Below are 24,969 nucleotides of genomic sequence, written 5' to 3'. Positions count from 1 at the left end.
GCGAGGACGCAGTAGTAACGATTGCAGCGTTAAATTTCTGAAAACTTGCCTGCCGCGCGGTCCTTTCTGACTTTCAGGCCGTCGAACACCGAGCCGTTCATCGTGATCCATACACCGGGCTGCGCGGCCTGGCAGCAGGCGAAGGCCATGCCCAGGTTGAACGGCGCATCGCTCTCGGCAAAGCGGGCCGGGGCGAGGGCGCCGGTCAGAACGATGGTCTTGCCCGCGATGTCGGCAAGGACCTTGGCGGTCTCGGTCATCGTATCGGTGCCGTGGGTGACGACGACGTGCGTTTCGGGCGCGGCGGTAATCGTCGCCTTGACGAGCGCGCGGTCCTCGTCGGTGAGTTCGAGGCTGTCCTTGCGCATCAGCTCGACGACGCGGAACGGGTGGGTGACGCGCGACACCTTCAGCAGCTTCTCGATCACGCTTTCGGCGATCTGGTATTCGCTGAGCGCGTCGAAATACTGCTTGTCGATGGTGCCGCCGGTGGTGACGACGAGAATGGGGGGCTGTGACATGGGGCGTGCCATTATCACTCCTTCGCCATCTCGCCCAGCGTCACGTAGTCGAGCTTGCCCGTCCCCAGCACCGGCAGGGCATCGAGCACCCGGATGTCGCGCGGCAGCATCAGTTCGGTCACGCCATTGGCGCGGCCCCATTCGAGCAGGGCCTTCGGCTCGGCGTCGCGCGCGGTGGTGTAGAGCACCAGCTGCTCGCCCTTCCTGGCATCGGGGCGGGTGACGACGGCGTGCTCGGCATCGGGCCAGACCTGCGCGGCATAGCCTTCCACGGCCGGGAGCGAGACCATCTCGCCACCGATCTTGGCGAAGCGCTTGGCGCGGCCGCGGATGGTGATGAAGCCCTCGTCGTCGATGGTGACGATGTCGCCGGTATCGTGCCAGCCCTCGGCGGGGGGCTGCAGCTTGCCGGTATCGCTGGCGAGCATGTAGCCGGTCATGACATTAGGACCCTTCACATAGAGGCGGCCGCCTTCTTCGATGCCGGGCACCGTTTCGAGCCGCGCCTCCATGGCGGGCAGCAGCCGGCCGACCGATCCGGCCTTGAAATGCATCGGGGTGTTCACCGCGATGACCGGCGCGCATTCGGTTGCGCCGTAGCCTTCGAGGATGCGCAGGCCGAATTTCTCGGCATAGGTCTTGCGCGTTTCCTCGCGCACCTTCTCGGCGCCCGCGAAGATGTAGCGCAGCGAATAGAAGTCATAGCTGTGCGCCATGCGGGCATAACCGGCCAGGAAGGTGTCGGTGCCGAACAGGATCGTCGCGTTGCAGTCGTAGGCGAGCGCGGGGACGATGCGGTAGTGCAGCGGGCTGGGGTAGAACACCGTCTTGATGCCGCTCAGTATCGGCAGCAGCGTGCCCCCGGTAAGGCCGAACGAATGGAACACGGGCAGCGCGTTCAGCACCACGTCGGTGGGGTTGAAGTCGATCCGCGCGGCCAGCTGGGCGCAGTTGGACAGCAGGTTGCGGTGGGAAAGGACGACGCCCTTGGGCGTGCCTTCCGACCCGCTGGTGAACAGGATCACCGCCGGCGCATCGGGCGAGACCTTGCGCCGTTCGTGGCGGGCGGGGGCGCCGTTCTTGAGCAGCAGGTGCCATAACTTGGTGGCGGTGCCGATCTCTTCGGCAAGGTCCTCCAGGTAGAGAACCGCATGGCCTGTCGCCTCCAGTGCGGTGACCGTGTCGTGCAGGCTGGCCTGCTCGGGGCGGTGACGATGGTCCCGATCTCGGCGGTGTCGCAGGCCGAGAGGAGGTTGGTCAGCCCGGCGGTGAAGTTGAGCATGGCCGGCACGCGCCCCTCGGACTGCAGCGCGAAGAAGGCGAGCGCGGCGCCGTTGACGTTGGGCAGCAGCAGCCCCACGGCTTCGCCGGGCCGGGTGCGGTAGGCGAGCCGGTCGCCCAGCAGTTCGGCGCCCAGGATCAGGCGGTCGTAGGACAGCGGCTCGCGCTTGACGTCCTCCACCACCTTGGCCTTGCCGCCGTGGATCGTGCGCGCATCGCACAGGGCGGAGAAGAGCGTGCGGTCGGTGTGGCTGGTGGCGAAGATCATCGCGCTCATCTCGTCGTAGAGACGGCGGCCGGCGATGGCGCGGCGCTGGCGGGCGGACATTTCGCCCTCTATCTGGAACCGACGCGGGGGCAGTACATCGATCGTCACCTTGGGAAACAGCCGCGTGCGAACCTTGCCCTTGAGGTGCGAGAGCGGGCTGTACTGCGGCCCGTTCAGGCGTACCGGCACGATCGGCGCGTCGGCCTTGTCGGCGACCATTCCGGGACCGTCGAACACCTTCATCAGCGCGCCGGTCACGGTGATGCGGCCTTCGGGGAAGATTACCAGCGTGTTGCCCTCGCGCACAGTGCGCACCATGGCCTTGGCCGACATCGGATTGGTGGGATCGACCGGGAAGGCGCGGAACAGCTTGAGGAAGGGCTGGATCCACCAGCTCTTCGCGATGCTGGTGTGTACCGCGAAAGTCGGCTTGCCGGGCAGGAAGGCGCCGAGCAGCACGCCGTCGAGGTAGGACAGGTGGTTGACCACCACGACCGCGCGTTCGCCGGGCCGGGGCATGTTCTCGATGCCGGTCACCTCGACGCGGTAGAGCGCCCTGAGCACCAGGCGGATCACGGCCTTGAACAGCGTTTCGGGCAGCAGCCAGACGGATACCAGCGCGACGACGAGCGTCGCGCAGCCGAGGACGCCGATGACCTGCGGGACGCTGGCGCCAGCAGCGAGCAGCAGGGCAACCACGCCGACGGCGATCACCGTCATGCCGGCATTGAGGATGTTGTTCGCCGCGATCACCTGCGAGCGTTCGTCGGGGGCGGAGCGCACCTGCAGGATCGCATAGAGCGGTACGATGAACATGCCGCCGGAAAAGGCGACGATGACGAGGTCGGTAAGGATCCGCCACGCCCCCGCGCTGGCGAGGAATTCGGCGATCGTCGCTTCGGGATAGGTGACGGCAAAACCGCTGGTAGAGAACGACAGGTCGATGAGCCCGGCGGCGAGCGCCAGCGCGCTGATCGGCACGTACTTGGCGGAGACCTCGCCGCCGAGCAGGCGGTTCACGGTCATCGAGCCGAGCGCGATCGTCACCGAGAAGATCACGAGGAACAGCGTCGCCACGTCCTTCTGCGCGTTCAGCGTATCGGAGACGAGCGGGACGAACTCGGTGAGCAGCACCGCGCCGGCGGTGAAGAACCAGCTGATGCCGAGCACCGCCAGCCACACGCCCCGGCCCTTGTGCGCGGTGGTCAGCACATGCCAGGTGCCGCGCGCGATGTTCCAGTCGACCGGGTGGCCGCCGCGGCTGGGCGGGGCAGGCGGGATCGCCAGAGCCGAGACATAGCCCAGAACGGCAAGCCCCATGGCAACGAGACCGGCCTCCCACGGCGGGATCTGCCCGGCGAGCAACTGGCCGGTCAGGATCGCGAGGAACGTACCCGCCTCGATCAGGCCGGTGCCGCCCATGATCTCGTGCTCGGTCAGGTGCTGGGGCAGGATCGAATACTTGACCGGGCCGAACACGGTGGAGTGCAGGCCCATCAGGAACAGGCTGGCCAGCAGCAGGGGGATCGATTCCCAGGCAAAGCCCACGAGGGCCAGGCCCATGATGCCCACTTCCGCCAGCTTTACCCAGCGCACCAGCGTGGCCTTGTCTATGCGGTCGGCGATCTGCCCGGCGAGCGCCGAAAACAGGAAATAGGGCAGGGTGAACAGGCCGGTGGCGATCACCGACAGCATGCCCGCCTGTTCCGGCGCATCGCGGAACAGCCCGTAGTTCGCGAGCAGCAGCATCGCGTACTTGAGCAGGTTGTCGTTGAAAGCGCCCAGGAACTGGACCGTGAACATCGGCGCGAAACGCCGCTTGGCCAGCAATGAAAAGTCGGGTGCGGACACGGCGTGCCTCCGGAAAGATCCTGTTGATGAGCTCTAGACGCCGGCTTGCCGCATGGCGACTCGCTTGCGCAAGCCTTGGATTCCATAAAAATATACACTGTTCAATTAAAAAATTAGACATCGTTCAATTAATTTGCCAGAAGCTCTGGAAACAAGGGACATGATGGAATGGGACGGCGTTCAGATCACTCGCGCGAAGAACTGCGCGAACTGATCCTTCAGGAAGGGCACCGGCAGCTTGCGCAAGTGGGCTTTGCCCGCTTTTCCGCGCGCGAGGTGGCCAAGCGGATCGGCTATTCAATCGGCACGATCTACAACGTGTTCGGGTCCTACGATGCGCTGCTGCTCGCGCTCAACGGGCGCACGCTCGACATCTGGCTGGCGTTTCTGGAGGAACGGCTGGCGGGGCGGGAAGAGCGCCGGCTCGATGCCGCGATCGAGGCCTATTTCGATTTCGCACTCGGCGAGCGTCATGCCTGGACCGCGCTATACGACTTTCGTCTTCCCGAAGGCGTGCTCCCGTCGGACAGTTATCGCGAAAAGGTTGCCGCGATCACGGAGGTGATCGTGCGGGAGATCGCAGCTGTATTGCCGCCGGACGTGCGGGAGGAGGCTCCCGCGCTGGCGCGTTCGCTGCTGGCGAGCGTGCACGGGCATTGTTTCTTCGCGCTCAACGGCACGTTCGCCATGTTGGGGGAGGATGATCCGGTCGGCGCGGCCAAGGCGCGCGTGGCCGATGCCCTGGCACGCTTCGGTGGTGGCTGACGTCAGGAGTTGAGTGTGCCCGCGTCCGCCGACAGTGCGATCAGGGCGACGAGATTGTCCACGAAGGTTTCCCGATCCGCTTTTGTCGGCTTGTCCGGACGGACAAGGATGTCCGAACGGTACCCGGTGATGGCTGATACCGTCAGTTGCATCAGCTTGCCCGCCTGATCCCGGTCGAAGTGGGTGGCATAGAATCCCACGACGCATTCCCGTATCTTGGCGGGGCCGCGTGTGTAGAACATTTCCCTGATTTCCGGGAAGCGCTCGCCGTCGCTGAGTACGAGGCGATAGAGTTCGATGGAGTTTTTGCGCAGCAGGCAATCCAGAAAGCGCAGGCAAAAGCGGTGCAGCGTGGGAACCGAGTAGATCTGGCTTGTCAGGACTTCATCGATGTCGCGCGCGAAAGTGTCGATCTGGCTGTCGATGACGGCGGCGAACAGATCTTCCTTGGAACCGAAATGCGCCCACAGCGTTGCCTTCGAGCCACCCAGTTCCTCGGCGATCGCCGACATGCTGGTGGCGGCATAGCCGCGTTCGAAGAACGAGCGCGTGGCGATGTCCACGATCTCTGCACGCTTGCGCGCCTTGTTCTGTTCTCTCTTTCCCATGAGGTTGGCCATATGTGTACTACCAAGTACACTTTTTTGTTGACACGTGCAAGCTGTATCTCGATGAAAGTGTACTGATGAGTACACAAAAACGTTCGCGAGTCGCGGCGGCATTGCTGTTGTCGACCGCACTCCTTTTGCCTGCCTGCACTGCACCGGACCTTGGCGCCCGGCCGCAGATGAATGCACCCGCCACGCTTGCGTCTGTGCGGTCGCTGGGGGCTGCCTCGACGGTGCAAAGCTGGCCCCGGCAGCGCTGGTGGACCGCCTATGGCGATCCCCAGCTCGATGTACTGGTGGACGAAGCTCTCGCCGGTTCGCCGAGTGTCGCCATGGCAGAGGCCCGCATCCGCCAGGCGCGGGGTGCTGCCCAGGCCGCGGGTGCCGCGCTGCTGCCCTCGATTGGCGGGCAGGCATCGGCCGGCGTAACCAAGCAGAGCTACAACAACGGGGTCCCGTCGTCGTTCGTGCCCCACGGCTGGAACAGCACCGGCACTCTGGCGCTGACCGGCGATTTCGACCTCGACCTGTGGGGCAGGAACCGCAAGGCGCTGGCGGCCGCGACGTCCGAAGCCGAGGCCGCCGAGGCCGATGCCCGGCAGGCCGAGCTGATGCTGTCGAGCAATGTCGTTTCGTCCTACTTCGACCTTGCCCGCCTGATCGAGCGCGGCAAGGCGCTGACCGAGGCGAGCGAAGCGCGTGCCGCGTTGGTCGATCTCACGCGCGGGCGGGCCGAGCAGGGGCTCGAGAGCCAGGTGCCGCTACGCCGTTCCGAGGCCGCTGCGGCTTCGGCGCGCGCGGCGGTTTCGGCCAATGACGAGCAGATCCTGCTGCGTCGCCACGCCATCGCCGCCTTGCTGGGTGCGGGACCTGACCGGGGGTTGGAAATCACGCCTCCCGCGCTGGCCACGGTGCCCGATACGCAAGTGCCCGCTGATGCCGGCATCGCGCTGGTCGGGCGGCGCCCGGACATCGTCGCCGCGCGCCTGCGGGCCGAGGCGGCGGCGGACCGGATCGATGTCGCCAGGGCGGACTACCTGCCCAATATCTCGCTGCGCGGGTTGATCGGGCTGACCTCGCTCGGGCTTTCCAACCTGTTCGACAGCGGCTCGACCTACGGCAATGCCGGCGGGGCGCTCAGCCTGCCGATCTTCCAGGGCGGGCGGCTCAAGGGCAACTTCACGCAGGCGCGCGGCGCCTACGACGCGGCCGTGGCCGACTACAACGCGACGGTGGCCGGCGCGCTGCAGGATGTCGCGGATGCCCTGGCGAGCCGCGAGGCCGCCGCCGTGCAGGAGCGTGAGACGGCCGAAGCCGGCAAGACCTCCATGATCGCCTACGATCTTTCGATGAAGCGCTATCGCGGGGGGCTGTCGAGCTACCTCGAAGCGCTGACCGCCCAGACCGCCGCGCTGCAGGCGCGCGAGGCGGCGGTGGATGCCCATTTCCGGACCCTTGCCCTCGAAGTCGCGCTCAAGCGCGCGCTGGGCGGTGGGTTCGCAGACAATTCCAGTGAGAAGGCTCCCGACAATGAGTGAAGATGTGCAGGATCAGCCTGCGGATGGTCAGACCGAGCAACCTGACGATTCGGTAAGCGTGGTCCACAAGGCGAGGCGGGGGCCGATGCTGGTCACAGTGGCAGTCGTCGTGGCCGCGATCGTGGTGCTTTATTTCCTTTACGACGTGTTTATCGGCAGCCGCTCGGTATCGACCGACAATGCCTATGTCGCCGGCGAGGTGGCCGAAGTGACGCCGTTGACCTCGGGCCGGGTGGTCGAGGTGATGGTGACCGATACGCAGCCGGTCCGGCGCGGGCAGATCCTGTTCCGGATCGACGATTCCGACCAGCGCATTGTCCTCGCCCAGGCGAAGGCGTCGATGGAATATGCAAGGCGGCGTTACGGCCAGTCGCTGGCGAACGACACTGCGCTCGGCGCGGCCGCCGATGCCAGCGAAACCCAGATCGGCGCGGCGCAGGCCAAGGTCGCCTCGGCCGAGGCGACGCTGGCGAAGGCCCGGACCGACTACGAGCGCCGCGCCGCGCTGGCGGATAGCGGCGCCGTTTCAGGCGAGGAACTGACCGCCGCGCGCGAGGCGCTGGCCTCGGCCAAGGCGGCCGCAAACGAAGCGCAGGCCGGCCTTGCCTCGGCCCGGTCCAACGCGATCAGCGCGCGCCGGCAGGAAGAGGCCGCGCTTGCGCTTACGCGCGGCACCAGTGTCGACACCGCGCCTGAAGTGCTGCTGGCCAAGAGCCGGCTTGCCACCGCCGAACTCGATCTCAAGCGCACGATCGTGCGCGCGCCGATCGACGGGGTGGTTGCCAAGCGGACGATCCAGGTCGGCCAGAAGGTGGAGAACGGCAAGCCGGCCCTGGCGATCGTTCCGGTCAGCCAGCTCTATGTCGATGCCAACTTCAAGGAAGATCAGCTCGGCAAGGTCCGCAGCGGGCAGAAGGCGGAGCTGACTTCCGACTTCTACGGCGATGATGTCGTCTTCCACGGCAAGGTGGTCGGCTTTGCGGGCGGCACGGGCGCGGCATTCTCGCTGATCCCGGCGCAGAACGCGACCGGCAACTGGATCAAGGTGGTGCAGCGCCTGCCCGTGCGCATCGAACTCGATCCCGAGGAACTGAAGGCGCATCCGCTCCGCATCGGCCTTTCGATGGAAGCGAAGATCGACCTGACGAGCAAGGACTGATGGCAGCCGCCGCAGCAGCCCCGGCTCGCGCCGGGAACGGTAATGGCAACGGCAACGGGGCCAAACCGCTGACGGGCATGCGCCTGGTGCTGGCGGGCTTCGTGCTCGCCATGGCGAACTTCATCGTCGTGCTCGACACGACGATCGCCAACGTGTCGGTCCCGCACATCTCGGGCGGCCTTGCCGTCTCGGTGTCGAGCGGGACCTGGGTCATTACCTCCTATGCCGTGGCGGAAGCGATCTGCGTGCCGTTGACGGGATGGCTGGCGCAGCGCTTCGGCACCTTGCGCGTCTTCCTTCTGTCCCTTGCCGGTTTCGGCGTGTTCTCGGCCCTTTGCGGCATGTCCGGAACGCTTTCCGCGCTGGTTCTGTTCCGGCTCGGGCAGGGCTTCTGCGGGGGGCCGCTGATGCCGCTGACGCAGACGCTGATGCTGCGGATCTTCCCCAAGGAGATGCATTCCCGGGCGATGGCGATGTGGGCGATGACGATCGTCACGGCGCCGATCGCGGGGCCGATTCTGGGCGGCTACATCTCCGACAACTGGTCGTGGGAATGGATCTTCTTCATCAACGTGCCGATCGTCGCCCTGATCTTCTTCGGGGTCGTGGTCCTTCTGCGCGATGCCGAAACGCCGACGCGCAAGCTGCCGATCGACGCCGTCGGGCTGGTGCTCCTGGTCATCTGGGTTGGCGCGTTCCAGATGATGCTCGATCTCGGCCGTGACGAGGACTGGTTCATTTCGCCCCACATCGTCCTGCTGGCCTGTATCGCGGCGGTGTTCCTGATCGTCTTCGTGATCTGGGAACTGACCGAGAAGCATCCCGTCGTCGATCTCAGCGTGTTCCGGCACCGGGGCTTTTCCGCTTCCACGGCCTCGCTGACGATCGCCTTCGGAACCTACTTCGCATCGATCGTCATCATCCCGCAGTGGCTGCAGATCTCGATGGGCTACACGGCGACGACGGCCGGTCACGCGACGGCGTTCAGCGGCGTTCTGGCGGTCGTCGCCTCGCCGTTCGTGCCAAAGCTGATGCAGAAATTCGATCCGCGCCTGATCGTTTTTATCGGCATCTCGTGGATCGGCATCTGTTCGCTGATTCGAATGGAATGGTCGACAGACATCACGTTCTGGACGGTGGTCCTGCCCCAGTTTCTGCAGGGTGCGGGCATGGCGCTGATGATCGTGCCGCTCACGACGATCAGTCTGGCATCGGTCGAGCCGGAGGAAACCGCATCGGCTGCGGGCATCGCCAATTTCGGGCGCACGCTGGCAGGCGCGGTCGCGACGGCGCTGGTCACGACCATGTGGCACGATGCCTCGCGCGAGAAGGCGGCAGTGCTGGCCGGCAACCTGAACGGCGCGCAGGCGATCTCGGACACCATGCAGAACCAGGGGTTCTCGGCGGAGCAGGCACGCGGCGTCATTGCCCAGATGGTGGAGAACCAGGGCATGGCGCTCGGCACGGTCGAGATTTTCATCGTGTCGGGATTCGCGCTCTTCGCGGCGGCCACGACCATCTGGCTGGCACCGCGTCCAAGCAAGGATATCCAGCCCGCGTCAGGACACTGAACATATTCCATCGTTTTCCGGCTTCGGCCGGAAGGCGGCACCGGCAAGGCCACCCCCTCCGGCCTGTGGTTTTCCGACTCCCGCAGTCCCCCCCCAGCGCGGAAGACCCGGCCGGTGCCGTCGTTATCTGTCTCGCCTGCACGGCAAAGCGGCCGGCCCGGGAACCCGGACCGGCCGCTTTGCCGTGCAGGGGGCCTGGATCAGAGCGCGGCGCCGCAGTTGGCGAGCATGTCCTTGGCCAGGTCTTCCAGTTTGAGTTCGGCATCGACCGCGCCTGCCTCGACCGCGGCGGTCGGCGCCTGCGGCACGGTGGCCGTCGTGCGGTCCTGCGCCAGCGTGCGGAAACCGGCGGCCTTGAGCAGCTTGAGCCCCTTGGCGCCGTCTTCGCCCATGCCGGTCAGCACGGCGCCGATGGTGGCCATGCCGGCGCGCGAGAGCGAACCGAACAGCAGCGTTGCCGAGGGGCGGAAGCCCTCGACCGGATCACGATCGACCATGCGCAGCTTGGCCGGGATGCCGGGCTCGATGATCACGTGCTTGTTCGGATCGAAGGCGATGTGCACGGTGCCGGCGGTCATTTCGGCGCCGTCCACGGCGGCCTTGACCGAGCAGGCGCAGTCCTTGTCGGCCCGCGCGATGAACATTTCGGCCAGCGCCGGTTCGGTCTGCAGGACGATGACCGTGGGCGGGCAGTTCCTGGGGTAATGGCTCAGCACTTCGGTAAGGGCGTCGACGCCGCCCATCGAGGTGCTGAAGGCCGCGATCTTGCCGTTGGGCGAATAGTCGGGCCCGCTCGCGCTTTCTTCCTTGACGGCACGGTGGCGCGGCTTGTCGCGCACGTTCGAGTTGGCGGCGGCGAGGACGATCTTGCCCAGCTTGCCGACGGTCTTCTGGAACTGTTCGGGCGTTGCCTTGAGCGGCTTGGGGAAGCACTCCACGGCGCCCAGTTCGAAGGCCTTGAGCGAGGTCTCGGTTCCGCTCTGCGTAAGGCTCGAAAGCATGACCACCGGCATCGGGTTGGTGTTCATGACTTCTTCGAGGAACTCGATCCCGCTCATGCCCGGCATCTCGACGTCGAGCGTGACGACGTTCGGCTTCAGCTCCGCGATCTGGTCGCGTGCTTCATCGGCATTGGCTGCGGTGCCCACGACACGGACATTCTTGGTCTGCTCGAGCACGTCGCAGAACAGTGCGCGCATGGCGGCTGAATCGTCGACTACCAGGACGCGGGCGTCATGCATGGGATGGGGACCTTCTATAGCTTCTTTTGGACCTGTGATTGCGACTTACCGCTAAAGGTCCGATGAAATTCCTTAACCACACTACGCACTTCGACTGAGTTTCCGGCAAACGTCGCGTTGGCACCGTCAGGCCTATCACGGCACTGTCCACCTGCTCCGGAGACCCGGGGCACGCGAATGATTTGTGCCGAAGAGGTTGGTTGAATGCGCCGAATCCCGCCGATCCCCGTCTCCCATCCGCCTCGTGCAGCGTTCGTGCCGGTGCGAACGAGGGAAAACCCGGATGCGCAAGCAAACGGGCAGGGAACGCTTTTTGGTTAACGGACGGGGATGAACGGGGGATCATGATGAACAGCATTACCTTGCCGGCGCGCTGCGACCGGGCCGCAGCCGAAGCGATCTGGCCCGAACTGGTCGCTGCACTGGGCAGCGGTGCCATCCGCATCGACGGCAGCGGTGTCGAGCATGTCGGCCAGGCCGTTCTGCAATTGCTGGTCTCGGCCCGCCGCAGCGGTGGCGGGGCAGAGATCACCGCCTCGGCCGCGCTGCAGGATGCCGCAAGGCTGACCGGGCTGACCGAAGAACTCTTTGAAGAGAGCGAACTATGAGCCCCGAGGAAATCCAGCAGATCTTCTTCGCCGAATGCGAGGAATCGCTTGCCGCCGCAGAGAGCGGTCTTGCCGCCTGCCAGGCCGGCACGCACGATTCCGATACCGTCAATGCCGTGTTCCGCGCGGTCCACTCGATCAAGGGCGGCGCGGGTGCTTTCGGTTATTCGGCGCTCCAGGCCTATACGCATACCTTTGAGACGCTGCTTTCGGACGTGCGCGAAGGGCTGGTGGCCATCGAGGGGCAGCTTGTCGACCTGCTGCTGCGCGCGCTCGATACGCTTGCAGACCATGTCGAGGCAGCGCGCGGCGGTGGCGATGCGCCTGCCGATGCGGCCCTGATTACCGAGATGGAAGGCGCCATGGCGGGCAACGCCGGCGGTGTGGCACCTTCTGCCGTCGCGCCGGAGCCGGAACCCGAACCCGAGCCGGAAACGTCCGAGGACGCTGGCGACGATCTCGATCTCGATGCGCTGCTCGATGATCTGACCTCCGGCTTCACCCCTGCGGCGAGCCAGCCGGAAGAGGCTCCGGCCGCGCAGGAGAAGCGCTGGAAGGTTCATCTGCGCCCGCGCGCGGGCGCCATGCGCAACGGCAGCGAGCCGCTGCTGATGCTGCGCGACATCGTGGAACTGGGCGGCACATGCGTCCGCTGCGATGTCAGCCATGTCCCGCCGCTCGACGCCTTCGACGTTGCACAGGGCTACCTTGGCTGGACTTTCGCGATGCCCGCGGCTGTCTCCGAGGAGGCGGTGCGCGACATCTTCGATTTCATCGGCGACGATTGCGCGCTGGCGCTCGGCGAGGGCGAGGACATTCCCGATGTCCAGATCGTCGAGACCGCGCCGCCGCCCAAGCCCGCGCCGATCGTGCCCGCTCCGGCCGCCGCCGCTACGCCCGCGCCGGCGGCACCTGCGGCCAGGCCCGCCGCGACACTGCCCGCTGCTGCGCCGGAAGAGCCGCCCAAGGCCGCCGAAGCCAAGCCTCAGGCGACCGACAAGCCGGCAGCCGCGACTGCCGCTCCGGCGGCCGGCCAGTCGATCCGCATCGACCTGTTCAAGCTCGATCGCCTCATCGACCTCGTCGGTGAGCTGGTCATCGCGCAGGCCATGCTGGTCCAGCGCCTCGATGGCGCGGGGATCACCGCGACCGAGGAACTGGGCCTGCTCGAGACCCTGACGCGCGACATCCAGGAAAGCGCCATGTCGATCCGCGCGCAGCCGATCGCCAGCGTCTTCAGCCGCGTGCCGCGCATCCTGCGCGACCTTGCCGCGTCCACCGGCAAGCATGTGAAGCTCGACGTCTTCGGCGAGACCACCGAACTCGACAAGACGGTGATCGAGCGCCTGGGCGAACCGCTTACGCACCTGATCCGCAACGCGGTCGATCACGGCATCGAAAGCGCCGAGGATCGCATTGCCGCCGGCAAGCCGCCGGAAGGTACGCTGACGCTGTCCGCCGAGCACCGTTCGGGCCGCATCGTCATCTCGATCGAGGACGATGGCGCCGGCATCAACCGCGAGAGGGTCCTCGCCAAGGCGATCGAAAAGGGCATCGTCAGTGCCGATGCGCAGCTTTCGGCCGAGGAAATCGACAACCTGATCTTCGCGCCGGGCTTCTCGACCGCGCAGGTCGTCTCCAACATCTCCGGCCGCGGCGTCGGCATGGACGTGGTGCGCCAGAACGTGAAGGATCTGGGCGGCCGCATCACCATCGACAGCACGCCGGGCAAGGGGACGGCCTTCATCCTGACCCTGCCGCTGACGCTGGCGATTTCGGACGGCATGATCGTCGACGTCGGCGACCAGACGCTGGTGGTACCGCTCACGCACGTGGTGGAAAGCCTGCGCCCGGGTGAAGCCGACATCCACGGGCTGGGCTCCAGCCGTGCCATGCTCAACGTGCGCGGGCGGTTCATTCCGATCATCGCGCTCAAGGAAGCGCTCGGCGCCCCCAACGGCGCGACCTCGCCCGATGAAGGCGTGCTGATCGTGGTCGATACCGAAAGCGCCGGCCAGGCCGCGCTGCTGGTGAACGACATCTGCGACCAGCGCCAGTTCGTCATCAAGAGCCTCGCCACCAATTTCCGCCCGGTCGAGGGCGTGGCCGGTGCGACGATCCTGGGCGATGGCCGGGTCGCGCTGATCGTCGATGTCGACGGCCTGGTGGCCTGCGCGCTGCCGGCCGGCGAGAGGCAGGCTGCGTGAACGCGCTTTCCGCCTCGACTGACTGGATCCCCGGCGTAAGCCCGGACATCTACAGCGCCGACGACTTCGCGGAGATCGCGAAGATCATCTACGGCGCTGCGGGCATCGTGCTGCCGAAGGGCAAGGCCATGCTGGTCTACTCGCGCCTTGCCCCGCTGGTGCGGGCGAGCGCCAGCGTGACGTTCTCCAAGTACATCGAGCTGATGTGCACCGATGGGGCCGAGCTGAACAAGGCCGTGGCGGCGCTCACCACCAACCACACGTTCTTCTACCGCGAGGCGCACCATTTCGACCACCTGCGCAACGAGATCAGGCCGCGCGTGATCGAGAAGCTGCGCAACCGGCAGCCGGTGCGGCTGTGGTCGGCGGGCTGTTCGAGCGGCGAAGAGACCTGGTCGATCGTCATGACCCTGCTTGGGCCGGACCGGTCGGCGGGGATCGACATGACGCGCGCGGACCTGCGCGTGCTGGCCACCGACATCGCCCCCCACGCGATCGACCGGGCGCAGGCCGCGACTTATCCGGCCAAGGACCTCAAGCCCGTGCCCGAGGACCTGCGCCGGGCATGGACCACGGAAAAGGACGATCAGGCCGTCATGTCCGACGCGATGCGCTCGATCGTGCGCTTCCGTCTGCTCAACCTGCTGGACGACTGGCCGATCAGGGGCAAGTTCGACTTCATCTTCTGTCGCAACGTCATGATCTATTTTGACAATCCGACCAAGGAGCGGCTGGTGAAGCGGTTTTGTGACGTGCTGTCGCCCAACGGCTTTCTCTACATCGGGCATTCCGAAAGGGTGACAGGCCCCGCCGCCAACGACTTCCATCTCGTCGGCCCCACGATCTACCGCAGGAGGGCCGCATGAGCATTCGCGTACTCATCATCGACGATTCGCCGACCATGCGCGCGATCCTCCTGTCGCGCCTGCGCGAGCAGCCCGACATCGAAGTGATCGGCACGGCCTCGAACGCCGCCGAAGGGCGCGAGATGATCAAGAAGCTCGATCCCGACGTGGTCACGCTCGATATCGAGATGCCTGGCATGAACGGGCTCGATTTCCTCGAGAAGATCATGACCCTGAGGCCGACGCCGGTCATCATCGTCTCGGGCGCGACGCAGGAAGGCAACGATGTCAGCGTGCGCGCGCTCGGGCTGGGCGCGGTCAACTGCTATTCGAAGTACGATCCCACCGGCAAGCTGGCGCTGCAGGATGGCGGCGAACTCGCCAAGATGATCCGCGACGCCTCGCACGTCTCCTTCAGCAGGCCGGCGCGCAGCGCCCCGGCAGTGGCCGAGGAAAGCCGCCGCTCGATCCGGCGCGATACCCGCCTGATCGCGATCGGCTCGTCGACCGGCGGCGTCGAGGCGCTGCAGGTGGTGCTGCGCCAGTTCCCGCGCGACTGCCCGCCCACCGTGATCGTCCAGCACGTCAACCCGCGCTTCGCGCCGGCGATCGCGCGCACGCTCGATCAGGTCTGCCCGGCCAACGTGCAGATCGCGGTTCACGATATGCCGCTGAAGCCCGGTCACGTCTACCTCGCCGCCGAGGCGGAGCATCACCTGATGGTGAAGGGCACGACCACGCTCTACGCCAAGCTGCGCCGGGGCGAGCCGATTTCCGGCCACCTTCCCAGCGTGGACGCGCTGTTCAACTCGGCCGCCCATTATGTCGGCGCCGATGCCGTGGGCATCCTGCTTACCGGCATGGGGCAGGACGGCGCCAAGGGCCTGCTCGCGATGAGCGAGGCAGGGGCGCATACGATTGCCCAGGACGAGGCGACCTGCACCGTCTTCGGCATGCCCCGCGCGGCTATCTCGCTCGGCGCGGCGCGCGTCGTCGCCCCGATCAACAGCATCGCGCGCCATGCGCTCAGCAAGGCCGCCTGAGGCCATGGCGGTAGACCTGTCCCCTCCCAACGTGACGCGCCTGACGGTGCTGCAGGGCCAGTTCAAGGTCAGTGCAGGGCCCAAGGTGGAACTGAGCACCGTGCTCGGCTCCTGCGTCGCGACATGCCTCTACGATCCGGTGGTGGAACTGGGCGGGATGAACCATTTCCTGCTGCCCGAACCGCCCGCCAGCCACAATCGCGGCGAGGTGGACGTGCACTACGGCGTCTACCTTATGGAAATGCTGATCAACGAGATGCTCGCCTACGGCGCCCGCAAGGACCGCCTGCGCGCGCACCTGTACGGCGGCGCCAATATCCGCAGCGGCATGCAGCAGATCGGCACGGCCAACGCCGAATTCGCACGCGGCTTCCTGCTGCGCGAACGTATCGAACTGGTCCGCGAGGACCTTGGCGGCGTCAGCGCGCGTCGCGTCGATTTCCGTCCGGCTTCCGGTCAGGTCCGGTGCCGCGCGGTCGCCTCCTCGGACGCACCCGAGGTTACCCCCCAACCCGTGTTCCGCCCGGCCCCCCGCGGCGAAGTCGAACTGTTCTGACCAACGAGGCATCCGATGTCCAAGGCAACCCGCATTCTTACCGTAGACGACAGCGCGTCCATGCGCGCGCTGCTCAACCATGCCCTGTCCACCAACGGCTTCGACGTGTCCCAGGCCGACGACGGCGTTTCCGCGCTGGAATGGCTTGCCGTCAATGAAGTCGACGTCGTCATCACCGACATCAACATGCCCCGGCTCGATGGCTTCGGCCTGATCGAGCAGGTGCGTGGCGGCACGCGTCACCGCGACCGGCCGATCCTGGTGCTGACCACCGAGAGTTCGGACGAGAAGAAGGCCCGCGCCCGCGCCGCCGGTGCGACCGGATGGATCGTCAAGCCCTTCGATACCGACAAGCTCGTCGCGGCCGTGCGCCGCGTTGCGCACTGATATTGCCGCACAGGAGTCAGGACATGCACCGCGAACTCATTACCTTCGAAATCGCCGGACAGATCTTCGCGCTGGACATCATGGCGATCCGTGAAATTCGCGCCTGGACGCCGGTTACGCCGATGCCGCGCGTGCCGCACTACGTCGCCGGCGTGGTCAACCTGCGCGGCACCGTGCTGCCGGTGATCGACCTGGCCGCGCGGCTGGGCTGGAAGCCGACCGAGGCGACCCCGCGCCATGCCATCATCGTGTGTCAGGTGAACGGCCAGTCGCAGGGCCTGATCGTCGATTCGGTCAGCGACATCGTCGCGCTCAACACCGATGCGCTGCAGCCGCCGCCGACCACCGGACAGGAAGACGTCACGCCTTTCCTCGAAGGGCTTGCCGCGATCGAGGAACGCATGGTCATGGTGCTCGACCTGCAGGCGCTCAGTGCTTCCGAGGATCATTCGATCGCGGCCTGAGATCATGCTCCATGAACCCAAATTCACGGCCATGGCCGAAGTGCTGGGTGAACTCGGGACCGAGATCGAGGCGCTGGGAGAGGTGCTTTGCCGGGACGAGGATTTCGCCGCGAGGCACATGCGCGAACTGCAGGCGATCGACCTGATCGCCCAGAAGCAGCGTGCGCTTGCAGCGATCATCGCCGCCGGTTTCAGCGAGGCGGAGATGCGGCGCATCAGCCTCGAAGCGCTGCGCGCGCGGTTCTGCGGTTTCATGGAGGATGCCGCCGATTCTCCGGTCGAGGGGCAGGGCGGCGCGGCCGACGACGCGGACTCGCTCGACTTGTGGGAGTAAGGCCGATCCGGCCGCTGTTCATGCGGTATCGTCCTTGAATTGCCGGGCCGGCAGCCCCAAGCAAGGGGCATGATCGAAGACGCCCGCCGCCACGCGCCTGCCGCCGCCCGCAACCGCGATCCCATCCTGGCCGTGCTGCGCGACGTGCTGCCGCCATCCGGCCTGGTGCTGGAAGTGGCGAGCGGCACCGGCGAGCACGCCGTCCATTTCTCCCGGGCACTGCCCGCGCTTTCCTGGCAGCCCAGCGATCCCGATGCGGGCGCGCGCGCGTCCGTTACCGCGTGGCGCGAGGGCGAGGATCTGCCCAACCTGCTGGCGCCGCTCGAACTCGATGCCGCCGCGCCGCAATGGCCGGTCGGGCAGGCCGACGCGATCGTGTGCATCAACATGATCCACATCAGCCCCTGGGAATCGACCGAGGGTCTGATGGCCGGGGCAGGGCGGTTGCTGCCGTCGGGGCATCCGCTGGTGCTTTACGGCCCCTATCGCCGCGCCGGTCATCCGATCGAGGCGAGCAATCAGGCTTTCGACGAAGACCTCAGGCGCCGCGACCCGCGCTGGGGGCTGCGCAACCTCGAGGACGTGAGCGCCTGCGCGCAGGCCCGGGGGCTGGCGCTGGAACGCGTCGTGGAAATGCCCGCGAACAATCTCTGCGTGGTGTTCAGGAAGGGCTGAAACTGCGGCGTGTCAGGCGCGGCAGGACCAGGAACTGGCCCAGCGCCCGCACGACGAAGAACACCGTGAAGGCAGTCCATAGCCCATGGTTGCCCAGTGGATGGAGCAGCCATAGCAGCAGCAGGTAGAGCGCCATGGCGGCGGCCATCGTGCCCAGCATCGCGCGCGTCCATCCGGCGCCGACGAAGACGCCGTCGAGCACGAAGGAGGCCACGCCCACCAGCGGTAGCGCGATGACCCACACGACATAGGTTCCCGTCGCGGCAACGACCGTGCCGTCGGTGCTGAATCCCGCGGCCAGTGGTGCTCCTGCGAGGGCGTAGATGCCCGTCAGGACCAGTCCCGTCACCCCGCCCCAGAGCAGCGCGGCGCGTATGGCCCGGGTGAAGCGCGCGCGGTCGTCGGCGCCCCTGGCCTCGCCGCACAACACCTGCGAGGCGCTCTCAAACCCGTCGAGGATCAGCGTCGAAAGCATGAAGAGCTGGAACAGGATGCCGTTGGCCGCCAGCGTGACGGGGCCATGCTGCGCGCCGCTGCGCGCGAAGATCAGGATCGCGGCGGTCAGCAGCACCGTGCGCGCGAACAGGTCGCGGTTGAGCGCGAAGAGGCGGGCGAGGGCGGCGCGGTGCCAGGTCGCGCGGCTCCTTGCGGCAGCGAAAGCCTCGCGCGCGGCGGGCTGGCGCAGGACGATGGCGGCCAGAAGCGCGAACTTGAGGATCTCGGAACCCAGCGTGGCGAAGGCCACGCCCGCCACGCCCCAGTGCGCGACCAGCACCAGCAGCAGGTCGAGCGTGATGTGCACGGCGTTGGCGGTGATCTCCACCACCAGCACGTGGCGGACCAGCCGCCGGCCGATCAGCCAGCCGACGAGCACGCAATTGCCCAGCCACACGGGGCCGGCCCAATAGCGTATCCCGATGTAGAGCTGTGCATCGGCGCGGACCTGGTCCCGGGCTTCGAGCAGGTCGAGCCCGATCGGGATGGCCCAGTGCATCGCCATCAGCAGCAGGCCCCCGATCCCCAGTGCCACTGCCATGGCGCGGGCAAGCGTCTGGCCCTGCGCGGCCCGGTCTCCGCTGCCCGCGCCTTGCGCCGTCAGCGCCACGGTGCTGGTGCGCAGGAAGTTGAAGACGTTGAGCAGCCCCATCATGTACTTGGCGCCCAGTTCGACGGCTCCTTGCGCGGGCGCGTCGCCGAGCCGCCCGATCGCCCACATGTCGGCAAGCCCGAACAGCGCGGTCGCCACGTTCGTCAGCATGGCGGGAAGGGCGATCGTCCAGAGGAGGCGCGCCGTATCGGTGCGCGCGGGCGTTTCGCTCATTCGGCCGCCATCGCCTCGGCCGCCAGGGTATCGGCCGAGGCGTCGATGCGCCGGGGACGACGCAGCAGGAACACCATCGCGCAGGCCAGGATGCCGATGATCGACAGCACCCAGTAGGCATTGATGTAGGAAACCATCGTCGCCTGACGTACCAGTTCGTGCTCCATTCCCGCCACCGATGCCGGTGAGGTGAAGTCGGCGTTGGGCAGGGCGGCCTGGACCACCGGATTGTCGGGCCGCACCCCTTCGGTCAGGCGCGACTGCACGGCGGCCTCGTTGCGATAGATCAGGACCTGCACCAGCGCGATGCCCGCCGCGCCGCCATAGCTGCGCAGCAGCGTGTTGATCGCGGCACCCTCGTTGCGCAGGTGCGCCGGCAGCGTGGTGAAGGTCATCATCGAGAGCGGCACGAAGATCGCACTGGAGCCCATGCCCTGGATGATGCCGGTGGTGATCACGATCCACCCGCTCGACTGCAGCGTCATGTGGGAGAGGTGCCACATCGCATAGGCGGACAGGATCATGCCGAAGCCGATCAGCAGGCGCGGATCGACGCGGTTGATGAGCCGCCCCATGGCCAGCATCATGATCAGCACGCCCAGCCCGCGGGGCGCCATGACAAGGCCGACGTCCATGATCGGATAGCCGAACAGGTTGGACAGCATCTCGGGCAGCAGCGACATCGGGCTGTAGATCAGCACGCCAAGGAAGAAGCCGACGATCGAGCAGATGACGAAGTTGCGGTCGGTGAACACCGCGGGGCTGACGAAGGGGTGCCGGGTGGTGAGCGAGTGGACTACGAAAAGGTAGAACGCGCAGCCCGCGAGCAGGGTTTCGACCCAGATCTCGGTGGAGGAGAACCAGTCCTGCACCTGTCCCCTGTCGAACAGCAACTGCAACGCGCCGATTGCCAGCGCGAGCAGGGCGAAGCCCAGGAAATCCAGCCTCGCGGCCTTCTTGCCGGGGTAATCGGGCATCGTCGCGGTCAGCCCCACCCAGGCCATGATCCCGATCGGCAGGTTGATGAAGAAGCACCAGCGCCACGACATGTGCTCGGTCAGCCACCCGCCCGCCAGCGGCCCGACCAGTGGTCCGGTAACCGCGGCAAGGCCGAACACGGCCATGGCGTTGCCGTGTTCCTCGGGCGGATAGGCGTCGAGCAGCGTTGCCTGGCTCATCGGCACCAGCGCCGCGCCGGCAATGCCCTGGAACACCCTGAAGACGATAAGCTCGTTGAGGTTCGTGGCCGCGCCGCACAGGCCCGAGGTCAGGGTGAAGAAGAAGATCGAGATCAGCACCACGCGCTTGCGGCCGAAACGTCCCGCCAGCCATCCGGTCAGCGGCGTGAAGATCGCCAGCGCCACGATGTAGGAGGTGAGCACCCAGGTGATCTGTTCGCGGGAGGCCGAAGTGCTGCCCTGGATATGCGGCAACGCGACGTTGGCGATCGTCGTGTCGACCTGGTTCATGATCGCGGCGGCCATGACGAAGAACGTCATCAGCCGGCGCGTCGCGATGGGAAGAGGGGGCTGGTTCACAGGTCGATAACGGCCGGGACGGATCTTTCGCGTTTTCAGGAGCCCTACCGAAGGAGTCGGCGCGTCGCAATCGTCACGTCGGGGGTGGCTGTTCCGAGCGCGAGGGTGATTCGCTTGCCGGGGTGATTCGCGCATGTCTTTCGCGAATGCCATGCTGCGTTGCAACATGGTTGTCGTGTGTCCCGCGTGGGCGTTTGCGCTCACGTCCGGCCGCGTCAGCAAAGAAGCGTGTTTGCGTGAGGTTAGACAATTGTAAAGGGATGCTGCAGTTGCGAGGTTGGTCGGCGCGCCGGGGTGACTAGTCTCCCCGACGCGCTCTCTCCCAACGCCGGTAAGGCCGCGAGGACCTTTCAAGTTCACTTTGCAGCATAAAACGCGTTTGGCAAAGCAATAAATGCAAGGTTTGCTGCGCAACATGCGCATTCTTTCGGAACATGGACTTTGACTCGGGCGCAACGGGGGTTCTTGTTCGGCGTCACCCGAGCGATCTTTTTGGGCCGCCGGTTGTGCTTCCCGGGGCGGCATGATTCGATGGCAAGACACGACAAGCGACAGGGAATGGCAGGCAATGGAACGGCGCAGACTGGGCAACGGCCTTGAGGTTTCGGCATTGGGGCTGGGCTGCATGAGCGTGAGCGGCGCCTACGGGCCCAGGCTCTCGCAGGTTGCATGCAACGCACTGCTGCGTGGCGCCGTCGAGCGCGGCGTCACCTTTTTCGACACGGCGGAAATCTATGGCCCGTTCGTGGGCGAGGAGATGGTCGGCGCGGCGCTGGCGCCGGTCCGCGATCAGGTGACGATTGCCACCAAGTTCGGTTTCCGCACCGGCGGCACGGTGGAGCCGGGCAAGCCGATCCAGGGTTTCGACAGCCGGCCGGACCATATCCGCGAAGTGTGCGAGGCATCGCTGGACCGGCTCGGCGTGGAATGCATCGACCTGTTCTATCAGCACAGGGTCGATCCCGATGTGCCGATAGAGGATGTCGCCGGAACCGTGGGCGATCTGATCCGCGAGGGCAAGGTGCGCCACTTCGGCATGTCCGAGGCGTCCGCCGATCTGATCCGCCGCGCCCATGCCGTGCATCCGGTGGCGGCCGTTCAGAGCGAATATTCGCTATGGACGCGCGATGTCGAGGATGCCGTCCTGCCGACCCTGCGTGAGCTGGGTATCGGCTTCGTGCCCTACAGCCCGCTCGGCCGGGGGTTCCTGACCGGCGGCGTGAAGCCGGGGGAACTCGGCGGCGACGACTGGCGTTCCAGCATGCCGCGCTTCAGGGGCGAGGCGGGGGCGCACAACTTCCGCCTGGTCGAGGCACTGCAGGCGCTGGCCGTGCGCAAGGGGGTGACGGCCGGGCAGCTCGCGCTGGCCTGGGTGTTCCATCAGGGCAAGGACATCGTGCCGATCCCCGGCACGCGCAAGCTCGAGCGGCTGGAGGAGAACGTCGCGGCGGCAGAGATCGTGCTTGCCGACGCGGACCTTCAGGCGATCGAGGGCGCGGTGCCTTCCGCCGAAGTGCAGGGCGGTCGCTACGCATGATCTCCGTGGCCGAGCAGAACGCCGATCCCGTCGCTTTCCTCGCCGAACTCGAGGCACGGGCGGAACGGGTGGAAACGCCTTGCGGCGAAGGCACCATGGTCTGGCGGATCTGGGGCGAAGGTTCGCCGCTGGTGCTTGCGCACGGCGCGCAGGGTTCGTGGACGCACTGGGTGCGCAATCTGGAACGATTGTCGCGGCGGCATCGGTTGATCGTGGCGGACCTGCCCGGGCATGGGCAGTCGGCGATGCCGGAGACGCAGGACCATGAAGGCATTTCCAAAGCTCTCGCGCAGGGGCTGGACGAGATCTTCGGCAGCGAGGGGCTGCCGGTCGACCTATGCGGATTTTCCTTCGGCGGCGTCGCGCTGGCGCATCTGGCAGCGCTTTATCCGCACGTGGTGCGCAGGCTCGTCATTGTCGGCTGCGGGGGGCTGGATACGCCGATCGGACATCCCCGTCTGGGCCGGGTAAGCGGGCTCGTCGGCGAGGAACGCCGCGCCGCGCTCAAGGCGAACCTGCTGGGGCTGATGCTGCACCACCCCGACAGCGCCGACGATCTGGCCATCCACATGCTGCTTCCCACCGCCAAGGCGGCGCGCCTCAATGCTTCGCAGCTGGTGCTGCCCGACCGGCTGGCGAAGATCCTGCCGCGCGTCCGGGTGCCGGTGGATGCGATCTGGGGCGAACTCGACCTGCCGCACCCGGACCCGGCGGCACAGGAAGCGGTGCTGCGCGCGATCCAGCCGGAGACGATCTTCAAGGTGATCGAAGGGGCGGGACACTGGGCGATGTACGAGCGGCCCGAGCCTTTCGAAGCCGCACTCGAGGAGATCCTCGCCACGCCGCTGCGCACCATGCCGGGCTGATCCCCGGCGGCGGGACTTTCCGCCGCACGCGGGCAAGGCCATGCAAAAAAGGGAGCCGGGTCACCCCGGCTCCCTTTCCGTTGCGATCTGCGATCGGTGGCAGGTCTTACCAGACCAGCGGCACTTCTTCCGGGCCGATCACGCCACCGGGACGGTACTCGATGTGCGTGCCTTCCTTCAGCTTGAAGGAGGGAATGCGCTTGAGCCATTCCTGCAGTGCGATCTTCACTTCGAGACGGGCGAGGTGTCCGCCCATGCAGCTGTGCACGCCGACGGTGAAGGCGAGGATCGTCTTGCGCGGACGGTCGAAGTCGACTTCCAGCGGGTTGGGGAAGACTTCGGGGTCGAAGTTGCACGCGGGAAGCACGAAGGTGACGCGGTCGCCCTTCTTCATCTGCACGCCGCGCATCTCGTAGTCCTGATCGAGCACGCGGCCCGAGAAGGTCACCGACCAGCGGCGCAGCAGCTCCTCGACGATCCGGTCGATGTCGTTGTCCATGCGCTCGGCGATTTCCTGCACCTTGGCAGGGTTCCGGGCGAGGTAGAGCCAGATGTTGTTCAGCGTGGCGAACACGGTGTCGAGGCCGCCGATGAACAGGAAGCAGACGAAGCCGAAGATCTCCTTGTCGGAAAGCGGCACGCCATCGGGCGCGGCATGGGCGATCAGGCTGACGACGCCGTCGTCCGGGTTCGCCTTCTTCTCGGCAATCGCGTCCTTGAGGTATTCGGTAATGCTCATCATCGCCGCGCCCATGCGTTCGCGGTCGTTCGAGTGGAGCAGCTCCATCGCCCACGACACGAAGGTATCGCGCATGTCCTGCGGCAGGCCCATGATGTCGAGGAACACCGAGACCGGCAGCGGACGGCCGAATTCCTCGGTGAACTCGCACTCGCCCTTGTCGATGAACTGGTCGATCAGGTCGTTCGCGCGCTGGCGGATCAGGCCTTCCAGCTTGAGCACGCCCTTGGGCGAGAACACCGGATCGACGATGTTGCGATACTTGCGGTGGTGCGGCGGATCGATTTCGATCGGGATGAAGTAGAAGTAGTCGTTCGGATCGCGCGGGAAGGGCGTGGCGCCTTCGTTCGAGAAGATCTCGGGGTGGCGCAGGCCGAACAGCGCATCCTCATGCTTGATGAGGTGCCACATGTTGCCCATCGGGCTGACGTCGTAATAGACCGGCGGCTGCTTTTCATGCAGCGCCGCCATGAAGTTGTGCGGGTTGGCCAGGAATTCCGGGCCGAAGGTCAGGCCGGACTGGCGGACCAGATCCTGCGGCACGTGCGCCGGAATCTGGTCCATGCCCACGTGGCGTTCGAACGTGGGCGGAACGGGGTTTGCTGCGTCTATCGGCACGGTATCTCTCCCTATGCTCTCGACCGGCGGGTCAGTACTGGGATTCGGGCAGGTGGATGACGAGGCCGTCGAGGTCATCGGTCATCTCGATCTGGCAGGACAGCCGGCTGCTGGGCTTCACTTCCGCCGAGGCGTTTTCGAGCAGTTCTTCTTCGGCCTCGGACGAGGGGCCGCCGACCTTCGCGGTCCAGTCATCGTCGACATAGCAGTGGCAGGTCGCGCACGACAGCGCGCCGCCGCATTCGCCGGCGATCCCTTCGATGCCGTTGTAGACCGCCCCGTGCATGACGTTTTCGCCGACCGGCACGTCGATCTGCGTCTCCTGTCCGGTGTGGTCGACGTAGGTAACCTTGGGCATGAACCTCTCCTCGCGCGTTCTATGAGAACACTGTTCTCAAATTTGTACTCCGGCTGGCGTACGAGAGTCA

At 66.3% G+C, this 24,969-nt stretch carries 24 protein-coding genes; 15 read left to right on the top strand and 9 right to left on the bottom strand.

The window, feature by feature from the left end:
- Positions 1-29: 29 nt before the first annotated feature.
- Genes NZK81_RS09730 through NZK81_RS09720 form a run of 3 tightly spaced genes read right to left on the bottom strand, consistent with a single transcriptional unit; the run spans position 30 to position 3,921 of the window.
- Positions 30-521 carry an asparaginase domain-containing protein gene (locus NZK81_RS09730; protein ID WP_260045928.1) on the bottom strand — a complete coding sequence of 164 codons (492 nt, stop codon included), beginning with the start codon at positions 519-521 and terminating at the stop codon, positions 30-32.
- 14 nt (positions 522-535) lie between these two features.
- Positions 536-1,609 carry an AMP-binding protein gene (locus tag NZK81_RS09725; protein ID WP_260045992.1) on the bottom strand — a complete coding sequence of 358 codons (1,074 nt, stop codon included), beginning with the start codon at positions 1,607-1,609 and terminating at the stop codon, positions 536-538.
- Positions 1,543-3,921, bottom strand: coding sequence for an MFS transporter (locus tag NZK81_RS09720; RefSeq protein ID WP_260045927.1), 2,379 nt, complete (start codon positions 3,919-3,921; stop codon positions 1,543-1,545). Before NZK81_RS09720 ends, NZK81_RS09725 begins: the two co-directional genes overlap by 67 nt.
- Positions 3,922-4,089: 168 nt before the next feature.
- On the opposite strand from NZK81_RS09720, the gene NZK81_RS09715 reads away from it, so the two are divergent.
- On the top strand, positions 4,090-4,686 hold the full coding sequence (locus NZK81_RS09715) for a TetR/AcrR family transcriptional regulator (RefSeq protein ID WP_260045926.1): 597 nt from the start codon (positions 4,090-4,092) through the stop codon (positions 4,684-4,686).
- A gap of 2 nt (positions 4,687-4,688) precedes the next feature.
- Here the strand turns inward: NZK81_RS09715 and NZK81_RS09710 are convergent, their stop codons facing one another.
- Positions 4,689-5,294 carry a TetR/AcrR family transcriptional regulator gene (locus NZK81_RS09710; RefSeq protein ID WP_260045925.1) on the bottom strand — a complete coding sequence of 202 codons (606 nt, stop codon included), beginning with the start codon at positions 5,292-5,294 and terminating at the stop codon, positions 4,689-4,691.
- Between the two features lie 179 nt (positions 5,295-5,473).
- Here NZK81_RS09710 and NZK81_RS09705 point away from each other — a divergent pair, with 179 nt between their 5' ends.
- The 3 genes from NZK81_RS09705 to NZK81_RS09695 are packed head-to-tail and all read left to right on the top strand — an operon-like array spanning position 5,474 to position 9,562.
- Positions 5,474-6,832 carry an efflux transporter outer membrane subunit gene (locus NZK81_RS09705; RefSeq protein ID WP_419181671.1) on the top strand — a complete coding sequence of 453 codons (1,359 nt, stop codon included), beginning with the start codon at positions 5,474-5,476 and terminating at the stop codon, positions 6,830-6,832.
- A complete protein-coding gene (locus NZK81_RS09700) occupies positions 6,825-7,991 on the top strand; it encodes an HlyD family secretion protein (protein ID WP_260045923.1) in 1,167 nt (388 codons plus the stop codon). Before NZK81_RS09705 ends, NZK81_RS09700 begins: the two co-directional genes overlap by 8 nt.
- Positions 7,991-9,562: a DHA2 family efflux MFS transporter permease subunit gene (locus NZK81_RS09695; RefSeq protein ID WP_260045922.1), complete on the top strand. Its 1,572-nt coding sequence runs from the start codon at positions 7,991-7,993 to the stop codon at positions 9,560-9,562. Before NZK81_RS09700 ends, NZK81_RS09695 begins: the two co-directional genes overlap by 1 nt.
- 200 nt (positions 9,563-9,762) lie before the next feature.
- Here the strand turns inward: NZK81_RS09695 and NZK81_RS09690 are convergent, their stop codons facing one another.
- Positions 9,763-10,803, bottom strand: coding sequence for a chemotaxis protein CheB (locus tag NZK81_RS09690; protein WP_260045921.1), 1,041 nt, complete (start codon positions 10,801-10,803; stop codon positions 9,763-9,765).
- A 347-nt stretch (positions 10,804-11,150) separates the two neighbouring features.
- Here NZK81_RS09690 and NZK81_RS09685 point away from each other — a divergent pair, with 347 nt between their 5' ends.
- The 9 genes from NZK81_RS09685 to NZK81_RS09645 all read left to right on the top strand — a co-directional run bounded on the left by NZK81_RS09685 (position 11,151) and on the right by NZK81_RS09645 (position 17,922).
- Positions 11,151-11,411: an STAS domain-containing protein gene (locus NZK81_RS09685; RefSeq protein ID WP_260045920.1), complete on the top strand. Its 261-nt coding sequence runs from the start codon at positions 11,151-11,153 to the stop codon at positions 11,409-11,411.
- The gene (locus tag NZK81_RS09680) at positions 11,408-13,618 is read left to right on the top strand and encodes a chemotaxis protein CheA (protein WP_260045919.1); all 2,211 of its coding nucleotides are present in this window, start codon (positions 11,408-11,410) and stop codon (positions 13,616-13,618) included. Before NZK81_RS09685 ends, NZK81_RS09680 begins: the two co-directional genes overlap by 4 nt.
- Positions 13,615-14,484: a CheR family methyltransferase gene (locus tag NZK81_RS09675; RefSeq protein ID WP_260045918.1), complete on the top strand. Its 870-nt coding sequence runs from the start codon at positions 13,615-13,617 to the stop codon at positions 14,482-14,484. The genes NZK81_RS09680 and NZK81_RS09675 overlap by 4 nt, the downstream gene beginning before the upstream one ends.
- A complete protein-coding gene (locus tag NZK81_RS09670; protein ID WP_260045917.1) occupies positions 14,481-15,506 on the top strand; it encodes a protein-glutamate methylesterase/protein-glutamine glutaminase in 1,026 nt (341 codons plus the stop codon). Before NZK81_RS09675 ends, NZK81_RS09670 begins: the two co-directional genes overlap by 4 nt.
- Before the next feature lie 4 nt (positions 15,507-15,510).
- Complete coding sequence (locus NZK81_RS09665; RefSeq protein ID WP_260045916.1) at positions 15,511-16,062, top strand: chemotaxis protein CheD; 552 nt, start codon at positions 15,511-15,513, stop codon at positions 16,060-16,062.
- A gap of 15 nt (positions 16,063-16,077) precedes the next feature.
- On the top strand, positions 16,078-16,449 hold the full coding sequence (locus NZK81_RS09660) for a response regulator (protein ID WP_260045915.1): 372 nt from the start codon (positions 16,078-16,080) through the stop codon (positions 16,447-16,449).
- A gap of 23 nt (positions 16,450-16,472) precedes the next feature.
- Positions 16,473-16,913 (top strand): chemotaxis protein CheW, encoded by a 441-nt coding sequence (locus NZK81_RS09655; protein WP_260045914.1) that lies wholly within the window; start codon positions 16,473-16,475, stop codon positions 16,911-16,913.
- A gap of 4 nt (positions 16,914-16,917) precedes the next feature.
- A complete protein-coding gene (locus tag NZK81_RS09650) occupies positions 16,918-17,247 on the top strand; it encodes a hypothetical protein (protein ID WP_260045913.1) in 330 nt (109 codons plus the stop codon).
- 69 nt (positions 17,248-17,316) lie between these two features.
- Positions 17,317-17,922, top strand: a complete 606-nt coding sequence (locus tag NZK81_RS09645; protein WP_260045912.1) for a DUF938 domain-containing protein — start codon at positions 17,317-17,319, stop codon at positions 17,920-17,922.
- On the opposite strand, the gene NZK81_RS09640 is transcribed toward NZK81_RS09645, so the two are convergent.
- Both NZK81_RS09640 and NZK81_RS09635 read right to left on the bottom strand, forming a co-directional pair.
- Positions 17,909-19,243: an MATE family efflux transporter gene (locus NZK81_RS09640; protein ID WP_260045911.1), complete on the bottom strand. Its 1,335-nt coding sequence runs from the start codon at positions 19,241-19,243 to the stop codon at positions 17,909-17,911. The genes NZK81_RS09645 and NZK81_RS09640 overlap by 14 nt on opposite strands.
- Complete coding sequence (locus tag NZK81_RS09635; RefSeq protein WP_260045910.1) at positions 19,240-20,742, bottom strand: DHA2 family efflux MFS transporter permease subunit; 1,503 nt, start codon at positions 20,740-20,742, stop codon at positions 19,240-19,242. Before NZK81_RS09635 ends, NZK81_RS09640 begins: the two co-directional genes overlap by 4 nt.
- Positions 20,743-21,349: 607 nt before the next feature.
- Here NZK81_RS09635 and NZK81_RS09630 point away from each other — a divergent pair.
- Both NZK81_RS09630 and NZK81_RS09625 read left to right on the top strand, forming a co-directional pair.
- Positions 21,350-22,318 (top strand): aldo/keto reductase, encoded by a 969-nt coding sequence (locus NZK81_RS09630; RefSeq protein ID WP_260045909.1) that lies wholly within the window; start codon positions 21,350-21,352, stop codon positions 22,316-22,318.
- On the top strand, positions 22,315-23,184 hold the full coding sequence (locus tag NZK81_RS09625; RefSeq protein ID WP_260045908.1) for an alpha/beta fold hydrolase: 870 nt from the start codon (positions 22,315-22,317) through the stop codon (positions 23,182-23,184). The genes NZK81_RS09630 and NZK81_RS09625 overlap by 4 nt, the downstream gene beginning before the upstream one ends.
- A 106-nt stretch (positions 23,185-23,290) precedes the next feature.
- Here the strand turns inward: NZK81_RS09625 and NZK81_RS09620 are convergent, their stop codons facing one another.
- Together NZK81_RS09620 and NZK81_RS09615 are read right to left on the bottom strand one after the other, a co-directional pair.
- The gene (locus NZK81_RS09620; protein WP_260045907.1) at positions 23,291-24,541 is read right to left on the bottom strand and encodes a cytochrome P450; all 1,251 of its coding nucleotides are present in this window, start codon (positions 24,539-24,541) and stop codon (positions 23,291-23,293) included.
- 31 nt (positions 24,542-24,572) lie between these two features.
- Positions 24,573-24,899, bottom strand: coding sequence for a (2Fe-2S)-binding protein (locus NZK81_RS09615; protein ID WP_260045906.1), 327 nt, complete (start codon positions 24,897-24,899; stop codon positions 24,573-24,575).
- Positions 24,900-24,969: the final 70 nt, after the last annotated feature.

It is taken from the genome of Novosphingobium mangrovisedimenti (genome assembly GCF_025153475.1).
Taxonomy (GTDB): Bacteria; Pseudomonadota; Alphaproteobacteria; order Sphingomonadales; family Sphingomonadaceae; genus Novosphingobium; species Novosphingobium mangrovi_A.
Note: the sequence above shows the minus strand (reverse complement) of the source record. Positions and strands in the feature narration are given on the sequence as shown.